Source organism: Aeromonas sp. 602200 (assembly GCF_049173895.1).
GTDB classification, from domain to species: domain Bacteria; phylum Pseudomonadota; class Gammaproteobacteria; order Enterobacterales; family Aeromonadaceae; genus Aeromonas; species Aeromonas veronii_A.
In genome coordinates this window covers 477,794-499,141 of the sequence record NZ_JAAKSL010000002.1, presented here as the reverse complement: position 1 = coordinate 499,141, position 21,348 = coordinate 477,794, and the positions used below count along the sequence as shown (strand labels likewise).

At 60.8% G+C, this 21,348-nt stretch carries 14 protein-coding genes; 2 read left to right on the top strand and 12 right to left on the bottom strand.

The features are described 5' to 3' along the window. Positions 1-318: 318 nt before the first annotated feature. Positions 319-1,656, bottom strand: coding sequence for an N-succinylarginine dihydrolase (astB, locus tag G5221_RS05305; RefSeq protein WP_421262936.1), 1,338 nt, complete (start codon positions 1,654-1,656; stop codon positions 319-321). A 355-nt stretch (positions 1,657-2,011) separates the two neighbouring features. On the opposite strand from astB, the gene topA reads away from it, so the two are divergent. Then, positions 2,012-4,633: a type I DNA topoisomerase gene (topA, locus tag G5221_RS05300; protein WP_421260613.1), complete on the top strand. Its 2,622-nt coding sequence runs from the start codon at positions 2,012-2,014 to the stop codon at positions 4,631-4,633. A gap of 108 nt (positions 4,634-4,741) precedes the next feature. Continuing rightward, positions 4,742-4,906 carry a hypothetical protein gene (locus G5221_RS05295; protein ID WP_005334891.1) on the top strand — a complete coding sequence of 55 codons (165 nt, stop codon included), beginning with the start codon at positions 4,742-4,744 and terminating at the stop codon, positions 4,904-4,906. 16 nt (positions 4,907-4,922) lie between these two features. On the opposite strand, the gene G5221_RS05290 is transcribed toward G5221_RS05295, so the two are convergent. From G5221_RS05290 to G5221_RS05240, 11 genes are all read right to left on the bottom strand, one after another. Further along, complete coding sequence (locus G5221_RS05290; RefSeq protein ID WP_216953104.1) at positions 4,923-5,279, bottom strand: MGMT family protein; 357 nt, start codon at positions 5,277-5,279, stop codon at positions 4,923-4,925. Positions 5,280-5,345: 66 nt separating this feature from the next. Beyond that, complete coding sequence (locus G5221_RS05285) at positions 5,346-6,899, bottom strand: methyl-accepting chemotaxis protein (protein WP_421262935.1); 1,554 nt, start codon at positions 6,897-6,899, stop codon at positions 5,346-5,348. Positions 6,900-7,110: 211 nt separating this feature from the next. Next, positions 7,111-8,976: a beta-N-acetylhexosaminidase gene (locus G5221_RS05280; protein ID WP_421262934.1), complete on the bottom strand. Its 1,866-nt coding sequence runs from the start codon at positions 8,974-8,976 to the stop codon at positions 7,111-7,113. After that, positions 8,961-9,833, bottom strand: coding sequence for a BadF/BadG/BcrA/BcrD ATPase family protein (locus tag G5221_RS05275; protein WP_236293410.1), 873 nt, complete (start codon positions 9,831-9,833; stop codon positions 8,961-8,963). The genes G5221_RS05280 and G5221_RS05275 overlap by 16 nt, the downstream gene beginning before the upstream one ends. Further along, positions 9,826-11,559, bottom strand: a complete 1,734-nt coding sequence (locus G5221_RS05270) for a glycoside hydrolase family 9 protein (protein WP_421262933.1) — start codon at positions 11,557-11,559, stop codon at positions 9,826-9,828. The genes G5221_RS05275 and G5221_RS05270 overlap by 8 nt, the downstream gene beginning before the upstream one ends. 114 nt (positions 11,560-11,673) lie before the next feature. Next, complete coding sequence (locus G5221_RS05265; RefSeq protein WP_139410701.1) at positions 11,674-12,666, bottom strand: ABC transporter ATP-binding protein; 993 nt, start codon at positions 12,664-12,666, stop codon at positions 11,674-11,676. A gap of 11 nt (positions 12,667-12,677) precedes the next feature. Further along, the gene (locus G5221_RS05260; RefSeq protein ID WP_005334876.1) at positions 12,678-13,697 is read right to left on the bottom strand and encodes an ABC transporter ATP-binding protein; all 1,020 of its coding nucleotides are present in this window, start codon (positions 13,695-13,697) and stop codon (positions 12,678-12,680) included. Beyond that, positions 13,694-14,614, bottom strand: coding sequence for an ABC transporter permease (locus G5221_RS05255; protein WP_005353820.1), 921 nt, complete (start codon positions 14,612-14,614; stop codon positions 13,694-13,696). Before G5221_RS05255 ends, G5221_RS05260 begins: the two co-directional genes overlap by 4 nt. Positions 14,615-14,660: 46 nt before the next feature. Then, on the bottom strand, positions 14,661-15,644 hold the full coding sequence (locus G5221_RS05250) for an ABC transporter permease (RefSeq protein ID WP_005353818.1): 984 nt from the start codon (positions 15,642-15,644) through the stop codon (positions 14,661-14,663). Between the two features lie 118 nt (positions 15,645-15,762). Then, the gene (locus G5221_RS05245) at positions 15,763-17,448 is read right to left on the bottom strand and encodes an ABC transporter substrate-binding protein (RefSeq protein ID WP_005353816.1); all 1,686 of its coding nucleotides are present in this window, start codon (positions 17,446-17,448) and stop codon (positions 15,763-15,765) included. A gap of 415 nt (positions 17,449-17,863) precedes the next feature. Beyond that, positions 17,864-21,301, bottom strand: a complete 3,438-nt coding sequence (locus G5221_RS05240) for an ATP-binding protein (RefSeq protein WP_227342161.1) — start codon at positions 21,299-21,301, stop codon at positions 17,864-17,866. Positions 21,302-21,348 lie beyond the last annotated feature (47 nt).

Genomic DNA, 21,348 nt, shown 5'->3' with positions numbered 1-21,348 from the left:
GGAGAAGGATTCGAACCTTCGAAGGCAGAGCCGTCAGATTTACAGTCTGATCCCTTTGGCCGCTCGGGAACCCCTCCCCAAGTGCGAGGCGCATACTATCAGATCCAGAGGCTTTGTGAACCCCTTGATGAGGCATCTGGCAGTAAAAAATGACTGTTCGTCGATTTTTTGATACATCCAGCTCAAAATTCAAGCTTATCAGCAAGTTGTGCGCTGCTTTTCTGCACAAAACAGCATCCGTGCAAGTTGGCGATCGCGCTGAAGAGAAGGGAAATAGCAGAAGACCGCCAGCGTCGGCGGTCTTCCCGGGCATCACATCTAGCGCTGGAACGGGTAGACCGAACCCAGTTTCAGGATCTGGGTCAGCTCGTCCAGTGCGCTGCGGGACTCCTGCACCAGTGCCGGATCCCTCAGATCGTCGAGGGTCAGGCGGTCGCGGTAGTGGCGATCGACCCAGCCATCGAGGCGGGCAAACTGGCTGTCGTTGATAAGGCAGGCCGGATTGACCGCAGCGAGTTCCTGATCGTTCATGGCAACCCGCAGTCGCAGGCAGGCCGGGCCGCCGCCATTGCGCATGCTCTGTTTCACATCCATATAGTGGACCGCCTTGATCGGGGTCTCCTGCGTCAGCAGCTTGCCAAGATAGGCCGACACCGCCGGATTGTCGCGGCACTCGGTGGGGGCGATGATGGCCATCTCACCGCTCGGCAGGGTGAGGATCTGGGTGTTGAACAGGTAGGATTTCACCGCATCCAGCACGGATACCTCGGCAGTTGGCACTTCGATAAAGTGCAAATCCCTCTCGCCAAACTTGCCGCGGATTTCAGTCAGCACCGCTTCGGTGTTGAGGAACGCTTGCTGGTGGAAGAAGAGCACGTTCTGGTTACCCACCGCGATCACGTCGTTGTGGAATACCCCCTGATCGATCACCTCTGGGTTTTGCTGAATAAACACCACGCTCTCCTCGCCAAGGCCATGCAGGCGGGCGATGGCCTGGCTTGCCTCCAGAGTCTGGCGGGCCGGATAGCGCTTCGGCGCCGGGCGGGAGTAGTCAAAAGCGCTGCGGCCATAGACAAACAGCTCGACCCCCGCCTCGCCATAGGCACGGCAGAGGCGGGTGTGGTTGGCCGCCCCCTCGTCGCCGAAGTGGTCATTCTCCGGCAGATGGAGGTGGTGGCTGAAGTGGCGATCATTGTTGAACACGGCTCGCAGGATGCGACCTGTGACGTCGGGCTCCAGGGAGCGGTGAAACTTGTTGGTCAGGTTGGCGGGGGTGAAGTGAATGCGGCCATCCTGGGTATCGGCACTGGGGGAGACGGTGGCGGCGTTGGCAGTCCACATGCTGGAAGCCGAATAGCAGGCAGCCAGTACGGCGGGAGCCTGTTTGGCGGCCTGTTCCAGCACCCGGGCATCGTTGCCGGTGAAGCCGAGGCGGCGCAGGGTGGCAAGATCGGGGCGCTCTTGTGGCGCCAGTACACCCTGGGTCATGCCAAGCTCGGTCAGCGCCTTCATCTTGCGCAGCCCCTGTTTGGCGGCCTCTTTCGGATTGGAGGCTTCCTGGGCATTGCTCTGGGAGGCAACGTTGCCGTAGGAGAGGCCTGCATAGTTATGAGTCGGGCCGACCAGACCGTCGAAATTGACCTCGAAGTGCTTCATTGAGTACATCCTTTCGATTTTTATGATGGGTAGCGGTTCCTTCCGCGCACAATGCGTCGGGGTTGGGCCATTATAAAGAGATTTTATGTTTTTGTAACAAGCTGGTAACCAGCAGACGTTTTTATGTCGTTTCAGATATAAAAAGAGGGGCGGTATGGCAGAAAATTGAAAAAGCGGTTGCGTCCGGCCTGTTGCCTTCGCATTAATAAATAAAGAAGCAATAAAAGAAGCCGTGTGGTTCGGGCTGGTCAGGCAAATTTGCTCACAAGATTGCTTTTTCGCGCCAAATCTCTTATACAGCCCCACAAAACCGCACACCAACCCCGTCGGGTGCAATGAGGATAATAGTTACAGCATGGGCAAATCACTGGTCATAGTGGAGTCTCCGGCCAAGGCCAAGACGATCAACAAATATCTGGGCAAGGACTACGTGGTGAAATCCAGCGTTGGTCATGTTCGCGATCTGCCCACCAGCGGCAGCGCCAGCACCGAGCCCAAGAAACCCGTCATTCGCGGCATCAAGTTGAGCGAAGCTGAAAAGGCAGCCAAGGATCGCAAGGCCCTGTTTGCCCGGATGGGTATCAATCCGACCGCTGGCTGGCAGGCTAACTACCAGATTTTGCCCGGCAAGGAGAAGGTGGTCAGCGAGTTGCAAAGTCTGGCCGAGAAAGCCGACACCATCTATCTCGCAACCGACTTGGATAGAGAAGGAGAGGCGATCGCCTGGCACCTGCGCGAGATCATTGGTGGCGACGACAGCCGCTACAAGCGCGTGGTGTTCAACGAGATCACCAAGAGCGCCATCAAGGAGGCGTTCGCCCAGCCGTCCGAACTCAATATTGACCGCGTTAATGCCCAGCAGGCTCGTCGTTTCCTCGACCGAGTGGTGGGTTATATGGTCTCTCCACTGCTGTGGAAGAAGCTGGCGCGCGGTCTTTCCGCCGGTCGAGTGCAATCCGTTGCGGTGCGTCTTATCGTCGATAAAGAGCGCGAAATCAAGGCGTTCGTACCGGTCGAGTTCTGGGATCTCAATGCCGACCTGCTGACTGCCGACAAGAGCGATCTGCGGATGGAAGTGGTCAGCCGCAACGGGGCTGACTTCAAGCCGGTGACCCAAGCCGAGACCTTTGCCGCTGTCGCAGCCCTGGAAGGGGTCGACTACAAGGTCGTTAACCGGGAAGACAAGCCGACCGGCTCCAAGCCGTCCGCGCCGTTTATCACCTCCACCCTGCAGCAGGCGGCCTCTACCCGTCTGAGCTTCGGGGTCAAGAAGACCATGATGATGGCCCAGCGTCTCTATGAAGCGGGTTACATCACCTATATGCGTACCGACTCCACCAACCTCAGCAAAGAGGCGGTTGAAGCGGTGCGTGAATATATCGGCGAGCAGTATGGCGCGGCCTATCTGCCAGCCGAGCCGAATCTGTATGGCGCCAAGGCCAATGCCCAGGAAGCGCACGAAGCGATCCGTCCCTCCAACGTACAGGTGACTGCTGAGATGCTGGAAGGGATGGAGCCGGATGCCATGCGTCTGTACGATCTCATCTGGCGTCAGTTCGTTGCCTGCCAGATGACCCCCGCTCAGTACGACTCTTCCACCCTGACCGTCAAGGCGGGTGAGTTCGAGCTCAAGGCCCGTGGTCGTACCCTGCGCTTCGCCGGTTGGACCAAGGCGCTGCCGCCGATGGGTCGCAAGGGTGAAGATAGCCAGCTGCCTGCGGTCACCGTGGGCGAGGTGCTGAAACTGGTCAAGCTGGATCCGCGCCAGCACTTTACCAAGCCGCCTGCCCGTTTTACCGAAGCTGCGCTGGTGCGCGAGCTGGAAAAACGCGGCATCGGCCGTCCCTCTACCTACGCCTCCATCATCTCCACCATCGTTGATCGTGGTTATGTGCGGGTCGAGAGCCGCCGTTTCTTCGCCGAGAAGATGGGTGAGATCGTCACCGATCGTCTGGTGGAGAACTTCGTCGAGCTGATGAACTACGAGTTCACCGCCAAGATGGAAGACAAGCTCGATGGCATCGCTGAAGGGAGCCTGGAGTGGAAGAAGGTGCTGGACAGCTTCTACGCCGAGTTTACCCAGGAGCTGGAGAAGGCCGACAAGGCGCCCGAAGAGGGCGGCATGCGTGCCAACCAGATGGTGATGACCGACATCGACTGCCCGGATTGTGGCCGCAAGATGGGTATTCGTACCGCCACCACCGGCGTCTTCCTCGGCTGCTCCGGCTATGCACTGCCGCCGAAAGAGCGCTGCAAGAAGACCATCAACCTGGTCTCTGCCGATGAGTTTGTCTCCGCCACTGACGGCGAAGAGGCGGAAACCGAGGCGCTGCGTGCCAAGCACCGTTGCGGTGTCTGTGGCACAGCGATGGATGCCTACATCATCGATGACAGCCGCAAGCTGCACGTCTGTGGTCGCAACCCGGACTGCGATGGCTACGAAATCGAGAAGGGCCAGTTCAAGCTCAAGGGCTACGAAGGGCCGAGTATCGAGTGCGACCGCTGCGGCAGCGAGATGCAGCTCAAGAACGGCCGTTTCGGCAAGTACATGGGCTGCACCAACGAGACCTGCAAGAACACCCGCAAGATCCTGAAAAACGGCGACATCGCGCCGCCGAAGGAGGATCCGGTGCCGCTGCCGGAGCTCAAGTGCACCCAGTCCGATGCACACTTCGTGCTGCGTGACGGTGCTGCCGGTCTGTTTCTGGCGGCCAGCAACTTCCCCAAATCCCGCGAGACCCGCGCACCGCTGGTGGAAGAGCTCAAGCGCTTCAAGGATCGCATCTCCGCCAAGCACAAGTATCTGGCCGGTGCCCCGCTCACCGATCCGGACGGCAACCCCGCCATCGTGCGCTTCAGTCGCAAGACCAAGGAGCAGTACGTGATGAGCGAGGTCAACGGCAAGGCGACCGGTTGGACCGCTCACTACGACAACGGTACCTGGCAAGAGAGTTTGCCAAAGGCTAAAAAAGCCTGATGAAAAGAGGCCCCGACAAGGGGCCTCTTTGCTTATGGATAGCGGTATACTGAGACAGCTGCAAGGAGTGCAGCTGTCGTCAATCGCGAAGTAGACAAGGAGGTTGAGATGGAGATTAACGAGATCCGGCCGGGCATGAGCTGCATGACCCGTGAAGGAGCGGCCTATGTGCTGGAAGTGGACCGACAGAGCTTGCTGGTGCTGCTGCAGCGCGCGGATGAGACCATACCGGTGCAGGTGCGCAGCGACGAGATCCTGGCGCCGCTGGAGTGATCCGTCTGTGATCCCCTCAAAACGGCAGTAGAAAAAGCAGCTCGGCCAGATCGGGCTGCCATTGCCACTCCTTCATTCTGACCCGCCCACCGATCACCACGACCCCTTCTTGCTGCAGGCGTCCCGTCTGTTCGGCAAAGCCTGGCGATCCTTTCGGTAACGAGATAGTGCCCGCTGCGCTCAGCACCCGATGCCACGGCAGTACCTTGTCGGTTTCCCGCAGCACCTTGCCCACCAGTCTTGCCCGTCCGGGCAGCCCGGCCAGATCGGCCACCTGACCATAACTGACCACTCGGCCTGCCGGGATCAGGGCGATGATCGCTTCGATACGGGCCGTTTTGTTCAATGGGGATGGACTTGGTTCAATGCTCATAGACCCGATTCGTCAAAAACAACAGAAGCGCCATTGTGGCGCTTCTGTCATGGGGCTGGCAATGATTCAGCCGAAGGTCTGGCTAAGCCCCTTCAGTTGCTTGGCCCGTTCCAGCAGAGCCTGACTTGAGTGGTCGACATCCAGCATCTTCTGACTGTTGGCGTGGGAGTACTCGGAGATCTGGTGGATGCTGCGGCTGATCTCCTCTACTACCGCTTGTTGCTGCTCAGCAGCGGTGGCGATCTGGGTGGAGTGTTCGGTGACCAGCTCTATCTCTGCCAGCACGGTATGGAGGCTGCTGGCGCCCTGGCGGGTCATCTCGGCACATGCGCGGGTCTGTTGCAGGTTCTCTTGCATCATCCCCTTCCAGCGTCCCAGAGTGTGCTGGATCTGCTTGATGCTGCCCTGGATCTGCTCGGTCGCCTTGTGGGTGCGGGTCGACAGGGTACGCACCTCGTCGGCCACCACTGCAAAACCACGGCCCTGCTCCCCGGCGCGAGCGGCTTCGATGGCCGCGTTGAGGGCCAGCAGGTTAGTCTGCTCGGCGATGCCCTGGATCTCGCCCATCACACTGCCAATCCGTTCGGATTCACTGGCGAGCTCTACCGCCGAGTTGAACGCCAGCTCTGCCTGTTTGGCGAGCTGTTCGATCTGCTGCTCGGTCTGGTTCAACTGCTGGTTGGTTTGTTCACAACGATTGCGAGCTTCGTTGACCTGACCGTTGGAGTCCTGAATGTTGCGGGCGATCTCGTGAGCTGTGTTGGCCATCTGAGTCATAGCCGTAGCCATCTGCTGGGTCTGGGCATCTTGCTCGTTGATATCGAGACAGGCTTGATGAGAGGCCTGCTTCAGATTGATGGCCAGGGTTTGCAGAGGTGCCGTGGCATCGTTGATCCGTCCCAACACGGTTCGGATGCGGGCTTGAAGCATCTTGATATGAAAATCGGCAATGGCGCCGGGGTTGTCACCGGAGTAGACCAGCCGGGTCAGACTGTCATATTCACGGCCCAGCTGCTGCAGATAGTGGGGCAGGGCAAAGAGCTCGCGCCAGTAGGCTCCGCCAATAAGCAACAGGGGCAGCAGCATCAGCAGGACGGTCATGGCCCCTTGGCTGGCGAAGGTCCAGCCCATCAGGCCGAGCAGCAGCAGGGTAATGGCCGGGGTGCGTACTTTGGCAAGAGAGGGTAGGTTGCTGCTGTTGCCGCGCTCTGCCTTGAGCAGGGCTTGGTAGGTCTGAGCGGCGATGCGCTTGAATTGGGGCTCGGGTTTGCAGCGTACCGACTGGTAGCCGCTGATCCTGTTGCCTTCATAGATGGGGGTCACATAGGCATCTACCCAGTAGTAACGACCATCCTTGCAGCGATTCTTGACGATGCCGCGCCAGGGTTTGCCCTCCTTGAGGCGGGCCCAGAGATCGGCGAAGGCGGCCTTGGGCATGTCGGGGTGGCGTACCAGATTGTGGTTGTGACCGACCAGCTCGTCGGTGCTATAGCCGGCGATGGTGCAAAAAGCCGGATTGGCATAAGTGATCACCCCGCGCAGGTCAGTGGTGGAGACCAGTTGTACGTCGGCAGGAAACTCCACTTCTCTATCCAGGGTATGGACGTCTCTGCGGGCCATAGGAATACGCTCCGATGCTCTTGTTGACAATGTTGTCGTTGTTATTGTGGCAGATCTGGAGGTGGCCGCAGGCTCGCGCCAGCAGGCGCCAGACCATTTTCATAGGGGGCTGAATTTTGCCAATAATGGCGGATGAATGGTAGGGGGTTGTGAGATTTTGTTGGCTAATTGTAAAAAAGGCGGCCAATTGGCCGCCAAAGTAGAGACAACATTACCTCTGTGGCATCCGGTAGCACACCTGCAACTGATCGAGGATCTGCAGCTGGCCCGGCAGGCGGGCGGCGAAGTGCTCCCAGCCCTTGTGGGCGGGCTCGCTCCAGGCCACCTCGGCCGTGGCCAGCATGCGCGGGAACAACATGTAGTCGAGACGATCGCGGCTGGTGATCAATTCTGACCACAAGGGGCTCAGTACCCCGAGGATGTTATCGTTGGCATGGAAATCGGCTGGCGCAGGATCGCAAGCATAGACCTGCTCCAGATTGAGGGTTCCCGCCCAGTAGAGGCCGGGTTCATGAATATCGGCGCTCCAGGCGAGATCGAGATAGAGGAACTGGGCGGGCGCCATCACCACCGGATAGCCGGCCGCGGCGGCGTCCAGCCCCGCCTGGAAGCTGGTCCAGGCACAGACGGCAGCTTTGTGGCTCACCTTGTCGCCATGCAGGATCTCCTCCCAGCCGATCATCTGTTTGCCTCTGGCGGCCAGATAGCGCTGGCAGTGGCGCAGCAGATGGCCCTGCAGCTCGCGGCAGTCGGCGTAGCCCTGCTCGACCATCAGCTGCTGGCAGGCGGGGCTGTCGGTCCAGACCCCGGTCGGCACCTCGTCACCCCCCATGTGGATCTGCGGGCCGGGGAAGAGCTCGCACACCTCGTCCAGCACGGCCTCCAGGAAGCGGTAGGTGCCGGGCAGGGCGGGGTTGAGCACGTTGTCATCGAAATGCTGAACCGAGCGGTAGCGGGAGTGATCCGCCGTTTCGATCAGCAACTCGGGCAGCGCCTTGATGGCGGCGTGGCAGTGGCCCGGAATGTCGATCTCGGGAATGACGGTGATGCCGAGCTCACTGGCATAGCTCACCAGCTCCTTCATCTCGCTCTGGGTGTAGTAGCCGCCATAGGGTTCGGCACCGCCGCTGAGCTGGGGGTCGATCGCCAGATTATGGCCGCGCCAGGCACCCACGTCGGTCAATGCCGGGAAGGCCTTTATCTCGAGTCGCCACCCCTCGTCATCGGTCAGGTGCCAGTGGAAGCGGTTGAACTTGTAGAGGCTCATCAGTTTGAGCAGACGCTTGATGGTTGCCGGAGTGTGGAAGTGGCGGGCGCAGTCGAGAAAAATGCCGCGAAAACCAAAGCGTGGGGCATCCTCCAGCGTGATGCAGGGCAGGCTCTCCCCATGTTGCAGATACCACTGAGCCAGCGTGACCAGCCCATGACGCCAGCCCGCTTCGTCGGCGGCGGCAATCAGCACCTCCTGCGGCGTGATGGTGAGTTGGTAGGCTTCGGGGGCCAGTTTGGCCTCGGTCAGCCGGATTTCAGCGTCGTGATCCTGCTCCAGTGCCAGCGACGTCAGCTCGTTGAAGTGGGCCAGCAGCTTCGGCACATCGTGAGGGGCGCTGACATGAGCCCGCTCGGCCAGCCGGAAGTTCCCCTCCAGCAGTACCAGATGGGCCGGTTGCGGCACTATACCGGGCAGGGACTCGACATCCGGCAGATCGGGGCGGGTTACCGGCGGGTTCTCCAGTCCGAGATCCTGCGCCGCCAGCGTCACCGGTAGCAGCTGGGCACCTGTGGTCGCCTCCGGCAAGCTGAGAAATAAGCCCTGCGGCATGTCGGAGAGCTTCTTGATGGGCGTCTGGCGGCAGCAAAAGCGCAGCTCGCAGCTGCCAGTGTTTGGGACAATCACCTTGTAGCTGCCGCTCTGGCGCTCCAGCTCGCCCCCTTGCAAGGAGTCGGGGTCGATATGGCGAGCCAGACAGAAGTGCAGCTTCCACCGGGTATCCGGCATGCGGGAGAGGGTGAAAGTGAACCAGACATCCTCGCCGTCACGTCGGGCGACCTGGGTGTGGATCAGGGGTGTAGACATGGAAAATCCTCTGATTGGGCAAACAGGATGGCGCCATCGAGCGCATCTGCCTGGGGGGGGATCAGGTTGAGCTGGCCGAGACGGGGGGCAAGGCGTGTGCCAATCCCCCCCAGCAGGGCGATCTGTCTGGCACCGAGCTGGGTCATCCCCTCCAGCAGGATCCGCAGTTGTTCGCAGGTTTCGTCCAGCAGCTGATTGGCGAGCTCGTCGCCATCGCTGGCGGCATCGAATACCCAGGGGGCAAAGTGGCCATAGTCCGCTGGAATGGCGCGGGTGGCCCAGCGTACCACCTCGGCCTGATCCCGCTTGAAGCGATCCATCAAGCGGATGGCGAGGGTGCTGGGGGGCAGAATGCCATCATGGCAGAGCAGGGATTGCTGGATGGCGCGCAGCCCCAGCCAGGCGCCGCTGCCTATGTCCGAAATGGGGAAGCCGCGGCCGGAGCAGGTGCGGATCTGCCCCTCCTGATAGACCAGCCCCACCGAGCCGGTACCGGCGATGAGGATGGCCCCCTCACGGCCGCCAAAGGCGCCGAGGCAGGCACCGAAGGCATCGGAGGTGAGCCTGACGCTGGCAAAGGGGAAGGGCATCTCGAGCAGGGCGTGATAGCAGTCGGCCAGCTCGGCGGAGGCGAGCGCCAGCCCAACCCCCATCTGCTGTTCACTCTCGATAGCGATCCCGGCGGCAAGGCGGGCGCTGGCGATGGCGGCCAGCACATTGGCGTGGGCATGGGGGATGCCCAGCTCCAGATTGGATCCGGCTGCGCGCCCCTCTCCGAGCAGCTTGCCCGCCCGATCCCGAATGCGGGCGCGGGTGTGGGTGCCCCCGCCGTCGACCCCGACCCAGAACTCAATCATGGCGACCTCCCTGCTCATGTCGATCACTCTGCGCACTCTGCCAGCTGATGGCCAGGGCAAACCAGGCTGCGTGGGGGATCCACTGCTCGCCCCAGCGCCAGTTCTGATCCAGCCGATCCTTGTACTCCTCCGGAATAAAGGCCACCTCATTTTCGTCATCGAATCCGGCGGTGATGCCGTTGCAGATCCCCCCCTGCGCATTGGGATACCCGGCGGTATAGGCGGGGTTGTTGATGCCGTGGCCCGCCAGCATGCAGGCGTTGAAGGGGTTTTGCCCGAGGATCCAGTCGAGTTGGCGCTGGCCATAAGTGAGCAGCGGCTGGCTCTGGCGGGGGAAGTGGCGGGCGCCAGCAAAGGCCATGGTCGCCAGAGAGGCGAGGCGGGCATTCTCCCCCTGCCACCAGTAACCGGATTCGTTGTTGTGGGGCATAAAGAAGCTGACGCGCGGCGCTTCATCCACCCCTTTGACATATTGGCGGGCGAGGGAGAAGGGGTTGCCCGCGCGGGCGCAGAGCGCCAGCTCGGCGGCCAGCGCCTGCTCCACTACGGTTTGTACCCTGGCCTTGTATTCCTGATCCGGCTCTACGCCCAGATATTCCAGCAGCGCCAGCACCGGCAGGCCCGCCTCGGCGGCGTGATAGTAGGGGCGCGAGCCATCCTCGTTGGCCGACCAGTAGTGACCCAGCTCAGGATGAGGGCGCTGGCGGGCACAGAGCTTGCTGGCACGGACTCTCGCTTCATTCAGCCACTCGTTGCCGAAGGTGCGGGTCAGCTCTACCGCTGCCAGCAGGGCGCAGTAGTCGTCGATGATGTTCTCGACCCCGTCATCAAGGTAGGCAAGGTTGTGTTCGCACAGATGCAGGTAGCCGCGTTTGGCGGCCTCGGCATAGCGGCTGGCATCGAAGTCGCCGCTGACGCTCTCGCGGGCGGCGCGGGCCAGCGCGGCGATGGCCATGCCGCCCCCCTGGCGAAAACCCGCCTGCCAGTTGGCAGACTTGAGCCCCTGCTGGGTGGCATAGGCGCATAGCTCGCGCTGCTCCGGGTCCTTGCTCCACTTGTCGAACAGGGTCATGTAGAAGAAGCCCGACTCATCCTGCATCCGGCAGAGGAAATCGGCGCCGTGCAGCGCCTCGTCATTGAGCCGCTTGCAGAGGTTCACCCCGTCGATATCGCGGCGCGGGGCCAGCAGTTCGCGGCATTTGAGCAGAGCCCACACCACCATGGGGGTCTGCTGGGGGTTGAGGTAGTTGGCGTAGGAGAGGTGGCTCAGGTACTTGCTCATGTCGCCGCTGGCATCGAACCAGCCGCCGTGCACATCTTTGTGCTGGTCGGTGCCAAACAGGCGGGCGTTGCGGTCGGCCCGATCGAATATGCCGCTGGCACGCTGCCCCTTGAAGTAGTGGATGACATCGGAGAGGCAGCGGCTGGCCAGCAGATCCTGGCCGATGGCAAAGCGGGTCGAGCGGACAATGCCTTGGGCAGTGATCGCCTCCAGCCGATAGTCGCCGGGCTCCTTGAAGGCGGAGAAGTCGGCACGCCAGTAAGCGCGCCCTTGCCAGCCTGGGACGCTGCCAGCCGGTTGCAGCGGGGTTTCAAACAGGATCTGGCCATCATCGAGGCGTTGCAGCCTGACATAGCCGCCGAGATCAGGGGCGGGGGAGGTTTGCAACAGGGCGATCTTGTGTCCGTCGCACTCGTAGCCCACCTGATTGATCAAGAGTTCCATCAAGGTATTACTCCTGTGGTTCACCGCCGGGCGGTGAGGCACATCACGGGGCTGTGGCCGCCCCGTATCGAGGCATGGCCGGACAGGGTTGTCCGGCCGATCTAAGTCTCACCTTCACTCGTAGAGATAGCAGCGCACGAAGTGGTTGTCGGCAAGCCTGGTGATGGGGGGCAGCGCCTCCTTGCAGCGGGGCATCGCCTGATTGCAGCGCCCGGCAAAGGGGCAACCGCAGGATTCCGGCGTCCAGAGCGGGATCTCCCCCTTGCGGCCCCCCTCCAGCTCGGCGTGGATACTCTTCTCGGGGTCGGGCACAGCCGAGATGAGCAGCTGGGTGTAGGGGTGCTGCGGGTGGTGCAGGATCTCATCCACCTCGCCCCACTCCACCATGTGTCCCACATACATGACTGCCAGATCTTCCGCCACATAGCGGGCGGTGGCGATGTCGTGGGTGATGTAGAGCATGGAGACGCCGAGCTCGTTCTTCATCTGCTCCATCAAGTTGAGGATGCCGATGCGAATGGAGACGTCGAGCATGGAGGTGGGTTCGTCCGCCAGCACCACTTCCGCCTCCACCGCCAGATTGCGGGCGATGTTGACCCGCTGGCGCTGGCCGCCGGAGAGCTGGTGCGGATACTTGGCCGCGGTCGCCTTGGCAGGAGTCAGGCCGACCTTCTCCAGCAGGGCGTAGACCATGTCGGGCAGCTCTTTCTTGTCGATCACCTTGCTGTGCAGCAGCAGGGGGCGGGCGATGTGGTGATAGATGGTGTGGGTCGGGTTGAGCGAACCGAACGGATCTTGCCACACCATCTGCACGCTCTGGCGATAGTCCAGCAGGGCGGTGCCCTTGTTGAACTCCTCCAGATCGTGGCCGCGATAGAGAATGCGCCCGGCACTGAGCTTGTACATCTTGGCGATGATCTTGGCGATGGTGCTCTTGCCGGAGCCCGACTCCCCGACCACCGCCAGGGCGCGGCCCCGGTGCAGGTTGAAGGTGATGTCGGAGAGCGCCCGCATCTTGCCACTCTTGATGGCATTGGAGTTGATGGGGAAGTCCTTGTAGAGGTGCTGGACTTCGATGATGGGTGCATCGGTTTTGGCGATTTGCATGACAGACATCCTTAACAGCCAGCGGCCTTGTCCAGATAGATCACGGAATCTTGTTGCAGCCCCTGCTCTTCATAGAGGTGGCAGGCGGTCTGTTGCCCGGGGCGGATCTCGGCCAATCTGGTGTACTCCTGACGGCAGCGATCGTGCACCTTGCCGCAGCGGGCCTGAAAGCGGCAGCCGACCGGCACCTCCAGCAGGTTGAGTGGTGTGCCCGGGATCCCCTCCAGCACCTTCTTCGGCCCGTGCAGGGGCGGGAAGGAGTTGCCGAGCCCTCTGGTATAGGGGTGCAGCGGCGCGGTCAGGATCGCCTTGGAAGGAGCCACCTCCACCAGTTCACCGGCATACATGATGCCGATGCGATCGCAGAACTCCACCATCAGGGAGAGGTCGTGGGTGATGAACAGGATGGAGAAGTTGAACTTCTCTTTCAGGGCATAGACCTTCTGCAGGATCTCCCGCTGCACCACCACATCGAGCGCCGTGGTCGGCTCATCCATGATGAGCAGCTCGGGGTTGAGCGCCATGGCGATGGCAATCACCAGCCGCTGACGCATGCCGCCGGAGAACTGGTGCGGGTAATCCTTGAGCCGGCTCGGGTGGATATCGACGATGGTGAGCAACTCCTGCGCGCGCTTGATCGCCTCGTAACGGGTCATGCCGGGGTTGTGGGCCAGCAGCACGTCGCAGAACTGCTCCTCCATCCGCAGCACAGGGTTCAGGGCGTTCATGGCGGACTGGAACACCACCGACACCTGTTGCCAGCGGTAGGAGCGCAGCCGCTCGTCGTTGTAGTGGAGGATGTTCTCCCCCTTGAACAGGATCTCGCCGCCGCTGATGTAGGCGGGCGGCTTGTGCAGCCGGGCCACCGAGAAGGCGACGGTGGATTTGCCGCAGCCCGACTCACCAGCGAGACCGAAGATCTCGCCCTGTCTGATATCGAAGCTCACCGAGTTGACGGCGCGCACGTCGCCATTTTCGGTGATGTAGTCAACGCAAAGATTGCGTACTGACAGCAGGGGATGCTTGTTCATGCTGTCTTCTCCTGTGCGGCAGAGAGTGGTGTTGCGACCGGGGTGGCAAGTTTCTTCCAGCGGCTCAACCCTTTGTGGGAGCGCAGCTGCGGGTTGGCAATCTCGTCGATGGCGAAGTTGAGCAGAGCCAGACCGGCACCCAGGGTGGCGATGGCAAAGCAGGGAGCCAGGATCTCCCACCAGGCGCCGACCAGAATGGCGCTGGAGGTCTGGGCGTTGTAGAGCATGATGCCCCAGCTCACCACGGTCGGGTCGCCAAGCCCCAGGAACTCCAGCGTCGCTTCGGTGACGATGGCGTAGATGATGGAACCGATAAAGCTCACCCCGATGATGGAGATGAGGTTGGGCAGGATCTCCACCAGAATGATGCGCCAGGCCGGCTCCCCCAGCACTTCGGCGGCGATGACGAACTCCTTCTCGCGCAGCGCCAGGGTCTGGGCCCGGATGACCCGCGCGCCATAGGCCCACGAGGTCAACCCTATTATCACGGCAATCACCGCCGGTGACGCCTCCCCGATAAAGCTCGCCAGCACCAGTAGCAAGGGGAGGTTGGGTATCACCAGCACCACGTTCATCAGGAAGGTGAGGCACTCGTCCACCAGACCACCGAAGTAACCGGCGGTGATGCCGATGGCGACGGCCAGGGTGCAAACCAGCAGGCCTGCGCTGAAGCCCACCAGCAGCGAAATACGGGCGCCGTTGGTGAACTGGGCCCAGATGTCGTGGCCCATGCGGGTGGAACCCATCACGAACTCGGCACTGGGCGGCTGGTGCGGGCGAGCCACCCGTTTGGTCGGCTCGTTGCTGGCCAGAATGGGGGCAAAGAGGGCCATCAGTACGAAGGCAACCACGATGGCGAGGCCACAGGCAGCCTTCTTGTTGCCCAGCAGGATTTTGAGGATTGTGGGCATACGCATCTTGTTGTCCGGTAACAGAATTTTGAGCATGGTCGGCATACGCATCTTATTTGCCTCCTGTACGCAGACGGGGATCCAGGAAGACGTAGAGCACGTCGGCCAGGAAGTTGAAGCTGAGCATGGTGATGGTCATGATGAGCAGCTGCCCCTGAATGAGCGGGTAGTCGCGGGCCAGAATGCCCTGATAGAGGGTCAGGCCCAAGCCGGGATAGTTGAAGATAACTTCGGTGATGAGAGAGCCACCGATGACGAAGCCGAGCGCCATGGAGAGGGCGGTGACGCTGGGCAGAATGGCGTTGCGGGCGCCGTAGTTGAAGATCACCCGGTTGCTGGAGAGCCCCTTGGCCTTGGCCATGGTGATGTAATCCTCACCGAGCAGGTTGATCATGTTGTTGCGCATGGTGATGAGAAAGCCCCCCACCTGTACCACGGCCAGGGTCAGCACCGGCATGATGGCGTGGGTCATGATGCTCTTGATGTGCTCCCAGCCCCAGTCAGCCTTGATCTCCGGGCTGTAGGCGTAGCCGATGGGCAGCCATTCGAGGCTGACCCCGAACAGGAACAGGGCGAGCAGGGAGACCACCACCGGCGGAATGGCCTGCATCACCAGGGTGAGCGGGGAGAGAATGCTGTCCATCCGGCCGCCGCGATACCAGGCGGCGAAGATGCCGACGATGGAACCGATGGAGAAGCTCAGGATGGTGGAGGTGCCGACCAGAAACAGGGTCCAGCCGATGGCACGGCCCAGCACGTCAGAGACCTGCTGCGGGTAGAAGCGCACCGAGGTGCCGAGATCCCAGGTGAAGACACTCTTCACATAGGTGAGAAACTGGGTGCCGATGGGGCCGTCGACAAAGCCGAAGGTGGCTTTGAGGGCTTCCAGGGCGGCGGGTTCCATCATGGCGCCAGCGCGGGCAAACATCACGGAGACAGGATCCCCTGGCATGGCACGGGGTAACAGGAAGTTGATGGTGGCGGCTACCAGAAAGGCAACCAGATAGAAGGAAAAGCGTCTCAGTATGAATCCCATGATAGTACCTTTTACTGCAAGTCTGCCCCGCGTCGGGTATAGCTACCCCAACCCCGGCAAAGTCGGGCAAGAAGGGGATTAACGGGGAAGATGGCCCCCCGCAGGGGGCCGGGATTGTTTAGCTGTTTGGCTTGAGGGACAACACGTGCAGCAGACGCTCAGGGGTGTCCGGGTGGAGCTGAGGTTTGGCTACCGGGTTATCAGCACTGAACCAGCCGTTGAAGCGCTTGGTGCTGTACTCGTACCAGGTCGGGTTGTTGAAGACCGGAATGATGGTCTGGTTGGCACCGACACGATCCTGGATGGCGAACATGATCTCCTTCTGCTTGGCCGCATCGGCGGTCTGGGTGAAGTCATCGATCAGCTTGTCGAGCTCGGGGTCCTTGTAACGGGGCGCAGCGAAGCGGTTGCCACGGTCACCCATGTTGCGGGAGTGGAACGCGGTCTCGAAGTACTTGTGCGGGTTGGCACCGGCAAAGTAACCCTGCAGGGCGACATCGAAGTCACCGGTGATCAGGTTCTCGGTCCAGACGGTCGCTTCCGGGGTGGCGGTCTTGGCGTTCAGGCCCAGCGCCTGCAGCCCTTCTACACCGATCTGTACTGTGTTGACCCAGTCGGTCCAGCCGTTCGGTACCAGTACCTTGAACTCGATCTTTTTGCAGCTCGGGGTGTCGAGGAACTTGTCGCCGTCACAATCCTTGTAGCCTGCCTCTTTCAGCAGGGCCTTGGCCCCTTCCAGATCGAACTTGTTGTACTTGCCGTACTTCTTGTCCACTTCCGGGTTGTTCCAGGAGTCAAAGGCTTTGCCCAGACCTGACGGGTACTCGTTGACGGTGGGGTAGCCGTAGCCCGCGATATCCACCATGGACTGGCGGTCCATCGCCATGGAGAAGGCGCGGCGGAAGTTGATGTCGTTGAAGGCTTCGTTATTGCCCGGGTTCTTGGTCTGGAAGTTGACGTTGAACGCCACGGTACCGGAGGCCGGGAACCAGTATTTGTTGTTCTTCGGATCGTTGCCGACGTAGAGGCGTTCGATATCCGGCACGAAGGAGCCGAACCAGTCGATGTCACCCTTCATGACAGCCGCCAGCACCTGGTCGTTGGTGGCCATCTGCGGCATGCGGATACAGTCGATAGCGAGGTTGGCGTTATCCCAATAGTGCGGGTTGCGGCACTGGGTGTAGAGCTGGGCGGAGAAGTTGTCCACTTCGGTGAAGGGGCCAGTACCAACCGGCTTGTCGTTGGTGAAGGCAACCGGATCTTTCACCGATTTCCACTGATGCTCCGGCACTATGGGTACCAGCACCAGATCATTCACCACGTTGGTGTTGACCTCGGTCAGGTCGAATTTGACCTTGTTGGGGGCCAGCTTCTCGACGCTCTTGATCTGGGTCCAGATTGAGCGCTCATCCAGCGCCTTGTTGGCCTTGACCAGATTGAAAGAGAAGATGATGTCATCGGCATCAAAGGCTTCGCCGTCAGACCACTTCACGCCGTCACGCAGATCGAAGGTGACGGATTTCAGGTCATCGCTGAACGCATAGTTGGTGGCCAGACGATAGACGGGTTTGCCCCCTTGCATATCGTTGAAGATCACCAGCGGCTCATAGATGAAGTGACGGGTGGTGTGCAGCAAGCCCGCTTGCAGGAAGGGGTTGAAGTTCTTGACCCAGGCGGTTTCCTGCTGTGCGACCATGGTCAACACGGTTTTGTTTTCTGCGGCCATGGCGTTACCGGCGGCACCGGCAAGCATCATGGTTCCCAGCATTACAGCGGTAGAGATTTTGGATACTTTGGCAAGCATATGTTTTCCTTTCTTATTTTTTGGCATTCCCGAGGGTTCGCCTTGTTTTGTGTGAGCACCGGTTTCGCATGCTGATGAAATCGGCCCTCTGTGTTGGTCAGGTGTCTAACCTTTGTCGTTCTGTTTTCCAACGCCCTAAGCAAACCAGAATTAACAGGAAAACAACAACTATTGATTTCGTTGTTTTCGTAAAAATTGACGGTGTTACGTCAATCTCGTCAAAATCGATTTTTATCTTTTTAAAATCATAGCTTTTCGTTATTTGCTTTCGCGTAAAAAGTGGCTGTGAAAATGGCGTGTATGACAAATTTGTGAATTGGATCCGCTCTCGGTTTCGGGGTCGTGCGGGGCTTTGTTTTGCATAAAAAGAAACCAGATTGCCAATTGTGATCCGGCGCCCGTTTAGGGCGCCGTGTCACGGCTTGCGGTTGGCGAGTTGACGCAGGGTCTGGGCGCTGTGCTGTAACTGCTGGCGCTGGTGGTCATTGAGCGGGCAGTGGCCCAGCACATACTCGGTGGTGGCCACGACCGTCTTCCAGCGTGGCGACTTGGGCAGGGTGTCCAGACTCAGGTATTTGTCGAGGGTGCGGGTCTGCGGGCTGGATCTGTCCATATAGACCCGCCACAGCTTGCTCTTCTCCGCCAGCACGATTTTGCCCTTGCCGGTCCCCTGCTGCCAGGCATCCAGGGTGAGCTGCATGGTCTCTACCAGCGCCCGACGCAGCGGCTCGTCATCCTGCTGGCGAATGAGGTCGTCGGCCAGCGAACGGAACTCGCCACCCAGGCGGCTCAGCTCGCCCAGCAGCTGTTCATCTTCGATGATGGCTTGCCGCGAGAGGTTCTTGAGGGCGTTCTCCAGCGCCATTACCCGGTTCTCATCCTGACGCAGCTCGGTACTCAGAGTGAGGGCGAAAGCGGCCTGTCCTCCGAGTGCGATGGGCAGGGCACGGGCGTTGAGCACATCTTTTTGCCCGGCCACCAGAAACTCCAGATTGTGTTCCCGCTCGCTGGCAAGGTCGGGCCACTGCTGTTGCAGCGGGGTGGCGAGCCACTCATTGAGGGGCTGCCCCTCCATGGCTTCCGGCTCCTGCCCCAGCAGGCGTGCCATCACCCGGGAGGCAAACAGCACTGTGCCCTGCTCGTCGATAAAGATCATGGGGTCGGCCCCTTCGCCGAGCAGGGCCAGCAGGCGCTGCTGATCCTGATGCAGTCGTTCCTGCAGGGTGAGGCGATGTTCGATCTCCTGCTTCAATAGCCGGTTCTCTACCAGCGAGGCGCGTCCGGCCTTGGCCTCCAGCAGTGCCTTGACCCGGGCAAACAGCTCTTCTTTGCAGAAGGGTTTGACCAGATAGTCGTTGGCTCCGGCCCCGAAGCCCTCCTCGATATCCTTGGGCTGGTTGAGGGCGGTGAGCAGCAGCACCGGCAGCATATCTTTCGGGTGTTGCTGGCGCAGGCGACGGCAGACGTCAAAACCGGAAAGGGTCGGCATCATCACATCGAGCAGGATGAGGTCCACCTGCACCTCGGCCAGCTTGGCCAGCGCATCGTGGCCGTCACTGCTGGGCAGGATGCGGTAGCCGCAGGGCTGCAGCAGATGGCGCAGGATGTGCAGGTTGATGGGCTCGTCATCCACCACCAGAATGAGCGGAGCATCCTCGGGGGGAGGGGGCAGATCGTCGCTCTCCCAGTTCGGCAGGATCAGCGGTTGCTGGCGCACCAGCTGATGCTCGATCTGGCGGCTGTCGAGAGTCAGATTGGCCGCTTTGCCGGTGGCAAGGGGCAGGGTAAAGGCGAAGGTCGAGCCAACGCTCGGCTCGCTCTCGACAAACAGCTCGCCCCCCATCAGGTGCACCAGCTGGCGGGTGATGGAGAGACCAAGGCCGGCCCCCTGCTTGCTTACCTCCGGGCTCATCTGCACCAGCGGCTCGAAGATGTGTTCCAGATGATCGGGGGCAATGCCGATGCCGGTGTCGGTGACCTTGATGCGCAGGAAGTTGTTCTCGACGATGGCACTGAGCACCACCTTGCCCTGCGGCGTGTACTTGATGGCGTTACCCACCAGGTTGTAGAGCACCTGTTCGAGTCGTTGCTCGTCGGCCAGCACCGGCGGTAGTTCGGCCGGGCTGATATCCACCAGGGTGAGGGGTTTGGCCTGCACCAGATGCTGGCAGAGGTCCAGCACCAGCCGGATAACCCCCTTGGATGAGACGGGCTGGGAGTGGATCTCCAGCTGGCCGTAGCGCATCTGGTGGTAGTCCAGCAGATCGTCAACCAGACGGGCCAGGCCGTCTGCACTCTTGATGATGAGGCCGAGCTGCTTTTGCTGCCCTTCGGTCAAATCCTGCTGGCTGGCGAGCATCGACTCGGCCATCCCCTTGATGCCGTGAATGGGGGTACGCAGCTCGTGGGAGGTGTTGGCCAGCAGTTCATCCTTGAGCTTGTCCGCTTGCTGCAGGCTGAGGTTCTGCTTGTGGGTCAGCTTGACCTGCTGTTGCAGCTCCTGGGTCTGCTGTTCGATCAGTTCGATCTTGTCCTTCACCGAGCGCTGCATATGGCGAAACGCCTCGGCCAGCCGGTCGATATCATCGCCGGTGCGCTCGATGGCGATGGGGTGATCCAGCGCGCCGTCGGCCACCTGCTCGGCCGCTTCGGTCAGGGAGCGCAGCGGCGCCGTGATGGAGTGAGAGAGCCAGCGGGAGAAGAGGATCAGCAGCAGCACCGAGCCCGCGCCCAGCACAATCACCAGAGTCTCCAGCTGGCGGATCGGGGCATAGGCTTCCCGGGTGGAGATCTCGGCGATAAAGGCCCACTCGGTATCGAACACCTTTACCTGGGTGTAGGCGGCCAGCACCTCGTCATCCTGATAGGAGTGGAACAGCCCGACCCCCTGCTCGCCGGAGAGCGTCTTGGTGATGAGGGGCGTTTGCAGCGGCCGGAAGTTGGGGCTGAAGCTGTTCTCGACGCTGAACTCCGGCGCCAGCCAGGCATCGGCGCGCATCCGCTTGTCGGGGCCGATCAGGATGGTCTCGCCGGTCTCGCCCAGCCCCTCCCGCTCCGCCATGATCTGGTTGAGCTTGTCCGGCAGCAGCTCGAAAATCACCACACCGCGCACATAGTCGTACTGCATCACGGGGGCTGCCATGTAGGCGACCACCTGCCCGGTCAGCTCGTTGCGGCCAAAATCGGTGAACTCGAAGATCTGCTGCGGTTTCTGGCCGCCATCAAGGCGGCGTTTGATCTTGGCGAAGGTCTGGCCCAAGCCACTGCCCTGGTAGGGGCCGGAGAGCAGATTGGTGGCAAAGTTAGGGTGCTTGGTGACCGAATAGACCACATCACCGTTAAGGTCCACCAGAAAGATGTCGCTGTAGTTGGACTTGCGCACCATGTCGGCATAGCCGCGATGAAAACGCTGGTGCACCCGGCCATACATCTCGTCGGCGAGGATAAGCGCCGTGATGGAGGGTTCGATCTCTACCTGACTGTCCGGTTTGCGCAGTTGATCCCAGGAGCCGGGCAGATAGCGGGCCTGGGCGCGGCTGCGGGCCTCCTGCGGCGTGGTGCCCAGCTTCTCGAAGGCGCCGGTAAAGCCATAGAAACGGCCGATACTGTTGCCGGCAAAATCCTGCTGGGAGAAGTTGATGATCTGCTCTTTGAGGTTGTTGAAGTAATCCTCGAGCTGACTCTTCTTGATATTACGAACGGAGACCAGATGGTTGGAGGTCTGGGTGGTGAGATCCTTGCCGTGGCTGTATAGGAAGAAGAGGGTGATGACCAAAAAGGGCACCATGCCCAACATGAAAAAAGCCAGCATTAACTGCGGCCTGAGCCCACGAAGCGTGAAGATCCATTTCATCTTGTGATTTTCAATTGAGAATCCGGTTATTAAGCCGCTCAAGTCTC